Source organism: Vibrio sp. M260118 (assembly GCF_036533755.1).
Taxonomy (GTDB): Bacteria; Pseudomonadota; Gammaproteobacteria; order Enterobacterales; family Vibrionaceae; genus Vibrio.
This window is the reverse complement of sequence record NZ_JATABG010000290.1, coordinates 1-4,689: the sequence shown is the minus strand read 5'-3', so window position 1 is coordinate 4,689 and position 4,689 is coordinate 1. Positions and strand designations below refer to the sequence as shown.

Annotated in this window: 4 protein-coding genes; all 4 read right to left on the bottom strand. The window is 46.3% G+C overall.

Annotation, left to right across the window (positions count from 1 at the left end):
• On the bottom strand, positions 1–484 hold a 484-nt coding region (locus tag QTO00_RS15140; protein ID WP_331425532.1), incomplete at its 3' end, for a GntR family transcriptional regulator.
• A gap of 699 nt (positions 485–1,183) precedes the next feature.
• A complete protein-coding gene (gene recJ / locus QTO00_RS15135) occupies positions 1,184–2,920 on the bottom strand; it encodes a single-stranded-DNA-specific exonuclease RecJ (RefSeq protein ID WP_331425531.1) in 1,737 nt (578 codons plus the stop codon).
• Positions 2,921–3,001: 81 nt separating this feature from the next.
• A complete protein-coding gene (locus tag QTO00_RS15130; RefSeq protein ID WP_331425530.1) occupies positions 3,002–3,754 on the bottom strand; it encodes a thioredoxin fold domain-containing protein in 753 nt (250 codons plus the stop codon).
• Positions 3,755–3,794: 40 nt separating this feature from the next.
• The coding region (gene xerD / locus QTO00_RS15125; protein ID WP_331425529.1) for a site-specific tyrosine recombinase XerD at positions 3,795–4,689 on the bottom strand (895 nt) is incomplete at its 5' end.

Genomic DNA, 4,689 nt, shown 5'->3' with positions numbered 1-4,689 from the left:
GAGCGGCTTCTGTTAGAGCTATAAGAAACTGCATTACGGCAGCGGCCTCGGCTTCAACGTTCTTTTTTGTCTGCTCTTCGCTAATGTTTTTCAAGCAAGCTTGAATACGCGCAAAATCTTCTTCGGTACCACGAACGGCTGCAAAATAAGCGGCAATACCTTCCATCGCATGGCGAGTTTCAAGCAAATCCAGCTGAGTTTCAGAGTGGCTTGAGAGTAAATTTAGCAGAGGATCTGAAAAGCTGGTCCAGATACTCTCACTAACAAATGTGCCACCACCCTGACGGCGAGTAAGAAGACGTTTCGCTTCGAGGCGTTGAATGGCCTCTCGGATTGACGGACGGGAGACATCGAACTGCTTAGCTAGCTCACGCTCTGGTGGCAGTTGTTGCCCCGGAGACAATGTTCCTTCCACTATCAACCTTTCTAACTCCTGTTCAATCACATCAGAGAGTTTTGGCTGACGAATCCTTTGATAAGCCATATTTATATTTCTTCTACTCGTTTTGCAGTCAATTGGTATTACCAATTTCAAGTTGGCAAGAAAATTAACATAATTAAAACGCAAGTTCCAGACAAAAATTGACCTAAATCATAGAACAAGACATACAGCAACAGTTTGACAACATTAGATGATTAAAACAGCAATCCAAATGGTCTGACCAATTACAAAATATAAACAGATGGGAATAAAACGTGCTAGGTGTCACAGTTTAATTGGTAAGTTTTAAAGAGATATGAACGGAATATGTCGGCGAGTGGCGAGTGGCGAGTGGCGAGTGGCGAGTGGCGAGTGGCGAGTGGCGAGTGGCGAGTGGCGAGTCAGCTTTTAAGGATTGATCAAGAGTGTCAACTTTTTATTTAGATCGTCATCACCGAGAGGGAGGTACGACCGAGTCGGGGATCTCTAGACATTAACTAAGAATACATAGAGATTCCCTACTCACTCCTTCGTCGTTCTATGAAATGACCATACTGACATCAAGGCATACTATGCAACGTCATCCTCAAGAGTGAGGCACGAACGAGTTGGGGATCTCATAAAGCGAGCAGAAATCTATGAAGGTTATCTACTCGCTCTATGAAATACCCCAGCAGAAGAATCCGAGCTACTGACCATATATCATTCTCGATTCTCGCGGGCGCAGCCCGATCTCGGAGCAACGCGTTCTCGTTTCTACTCTTATTTCGCCTCAATATGATCAATCATCAGCTGCAATGACTGATTACCACGGAACTCGTTAATATCAAGTTTATAGGCTAAACGAACGGTTTTTACTGACGCATCTGGCCAGCGGCGCAGATCAACATTGAATGCAATGCCATCAATCATAATATTGGTTGGATGCCCCTTGTGTAGAGGTTCTAGCATCAGTTTCAGGTGTTTCTCACCAACCAGTTTCTGGTGAAGCACTTTAAACTCGCCATCAAACAGAGGTTCAGGGAAGGCTTGTCCCCAAGGTCCACCAGCGCGAAGCATTTCAGCAACATGCATTGAGAACTCTTCAGGCTTTAGTTCTCCGTCAGACAAGATCACACCTTTAAGCGCAGCTTCATCTAAGTCCTCTTTTACGGCTTGATCGAACAGCCGCGAAAAACGTTCGAAGTCCTTCTCCTGAATAGTTAAACCTGCCGCCATCGCATGACCACCAAACTTGAGGATCAAACCAGGGTTCTGGGTATCGATACGATCAAGCGTGTCACGCATGTGCAGGCCTGGAATCGAGCGACAAGAGCCTTTAATCGTCCCCTCACCACCATCAGCAAAAGCAATCACTGGACGGTGAAATTTCTCTTTGATACGCGAGGCAAGAATACCAATCACCCCTTGGTGCCAATCACGCTGGAACAGTACCAAGCCATGGGGCATGTCATTGTTGCCAAACTGCAAGCGCTCACAAAAAGCCATCGCTTCTTGCTTCATACCCTCTTCAATCTCTTTACGAGTTTGGTTAAGTCCATCAAGTTCACTCGCCATACGACGCGCAGCATGAATGTTATTCGACATCAATAATTCAACTCCGAAGGACATATCATCCAGACGACCCGCAGCGTTAATACGCGGCCCTAAAGCAAAACCGAAATCAGAGGCGACCAGTCGACGAGCATCACGTTTGGCAACTTCAATTAACGCCTGAATCCCCGGACGGGCTTTACCCGCTCTAATTCTTTGCAAACCTTGATGAACAAGGATGCGGTTATTTTCATCCAGTGGTACAACGTCTGCCACTGTACCTAACGCAACTAAGTCAATCAGTTCCATCAATTTTGGCTCTGCCATACCTTGTTGAGCAAACCAACCGATTTTGCGCATATGAACACACAGCGCCATCATCAGATAAAATGCGACACCAACACCAGCTAGCGCTTTAGATGGGAATGCACACTGTTGAAGGTTTGGATTAACCATAGCATCAACATTTGGCAGTTCGTGTCCCGGCAAGTGGTGGTCCGTGACCAAAACTTTTAAACCTTGCTGTTTGGCATATCGCACTCCATCAATCGATGACACGCCGTTATCGACCGTCATGATCACTTCAGCACCTATCTCGATTGCCTGATCAACAACATCAGGGCTCAAGCCATAACCATCTTCAAAGCGGTTTGGCACAAGATAGTCAACATTTTGAGAGCCAAGCATACGCAATGCTAAAACTGAAAGTGCTGAACTGGTCGCGCCATCTGCATCAAAATCCCCAACCACAATGATGCGCTTGTTATGTTGAATAGATTCAAATAGCAGCTCAACGGCAGCTTGAATACCATACAGCTCTTGGTACGAGTGTAATGCTCGCGCCGTGGTATCGAGCTGCTGCTGAGACGTCACGCCTCGGCTAGCATAAATGCGCTTAAGTAGAGGTGCTATGGGGTCTGGTAGTGAGGATAGGTCAGGTTCAGGGCGGCGTTGAATTTCAATCATAGTGATAGGTTCAGTTCGACATCATGGATGCCATCCAACGAACTTATGTTATTGGCTAATTGGACGGCAGATTGGATATGCTTACGACTTTGGTACTTGATGTAAGCGTAGTAACATCTGTTCTGGAGGTAGGTATCCACCGACCATTTCACCGTTTGGCAAGAAGATCGCTGGTGTACCACTGATGCCAAGCTCTTTACCTAATGCATAGTGCTGTTTGATCAGCTCTTGATACTTAGCAAAGTCCTCACCTCTTTCAGGGAACTCACGTCTCACTTTACCGTTATGCATGGCAGTCTGTGGATCTTTAGCTCCCCAGATAGCTGCCATTTGGTCGGCTGTTGAGCCTGTAGCGCCATGACGTGGGAACGCTAAGTAACGAATGGTTATACCTAAATCGTTGTAGTCTTTCATCTGGCTGTGTAAGCGAACACAATAGCCACAAGTAATATCAGTAAAGACCGTTATAACGTACTTTTCATCCTTAGCTTTAAACTCAATCATGCTATCTTTAAACGCTTCGATTTTAGCCGCATTGATTGGCGCTTGGCGCTTGGCTAGAACGTCTTCGTACTTACCACTTGCATCTAATTTGTATAGAGTACCAGTGATAAAGTATTCACCAGTTGGCGAAGCAAATAGAATCCCACCACTCGTTTGCACTTCTACTAAGCCATCAATATCCGCAGGAACGATGTCCTTCACCTCAAGCCCTAGCTTGGCAAAATGCTCTTCGAGTTGAGCTTTATCAAATTTAGTATCACCCGCTGAAACGCTTTGCGTCGCCAGTAATAAAGGCAGGGTAAGTAGAGTCATTCGGCGTAATACGCGCATTCAATTCACCTTAAATCGATTTAGTTGTGACCACGAGCGATTAAGCTCTTGGATGATGCTCACTGTGTAGCTGTTTCAGTCGCTCTGTAGCAACATGAGTATAAATTTGTGTCGTAGACAAGTCACTATGCCCTAGCAGCATCTGCACCACACGCAAATCTGCGCCATAGTTAAGTAAGTGGGTTGCAAAGGCATGTCTTAACACGTGAGGAGAGAGATGTTCAGTATCAATCCCCGCAAGAACCGCATAGTGTTTTATACGGTGCCAGAACGTCTGACGGGTCATTTGCCTAGCTCGTTTACTCGGAAAAACCACATCAGATGTCGTCTCTCCAAGTAGTTCAGACCTGCCTTGGTGGATAAAAGTTTCAATCCAATCGACGGCATTTTCACCCATCGGGACTAAGCGCTCTTTACCCCCCTTACCCGTCACTCTTACCACCCCTTGGCGCAGGCTAATATTTTCCATCGTCAAACTGACCAACTCTGTCACACGTAAGCCCGTTGCATAGAGCAGTTCGAGCATCGCCTTATCGCGCAGCTCAATGGGATCGTTAGGATCAGGCGCATCAAGCAGAGCGTCAACTTGCTCTTCGGTAAGATCTTTTGGCAACCGCTTAGGAAGCTTAGGGCTAACCAATAGTGCACTAGGGTCATCTGCGCGCACTTTCTCACGATGCAAATACTGGAATAGCCTGCGAATGGCCGATAACATTCTGGCACGAGAAGTCTGTTTGTACCCCTCCTCCATCAACCAACTCTGATAGTCTTGTAATCCCGCTAAGCTGATAAAATCGAGACGATAGTTATTGGCTTCCATCCATTGCAAAAGCTTAACAAGATCGTTGCGATAGGAAGCGAGGGTATTTTCAGACAAGCCCCTCTCCATCCACATTGCATCTAAAAACTGTTCAACGAGTCCTTGATCGGCTGAC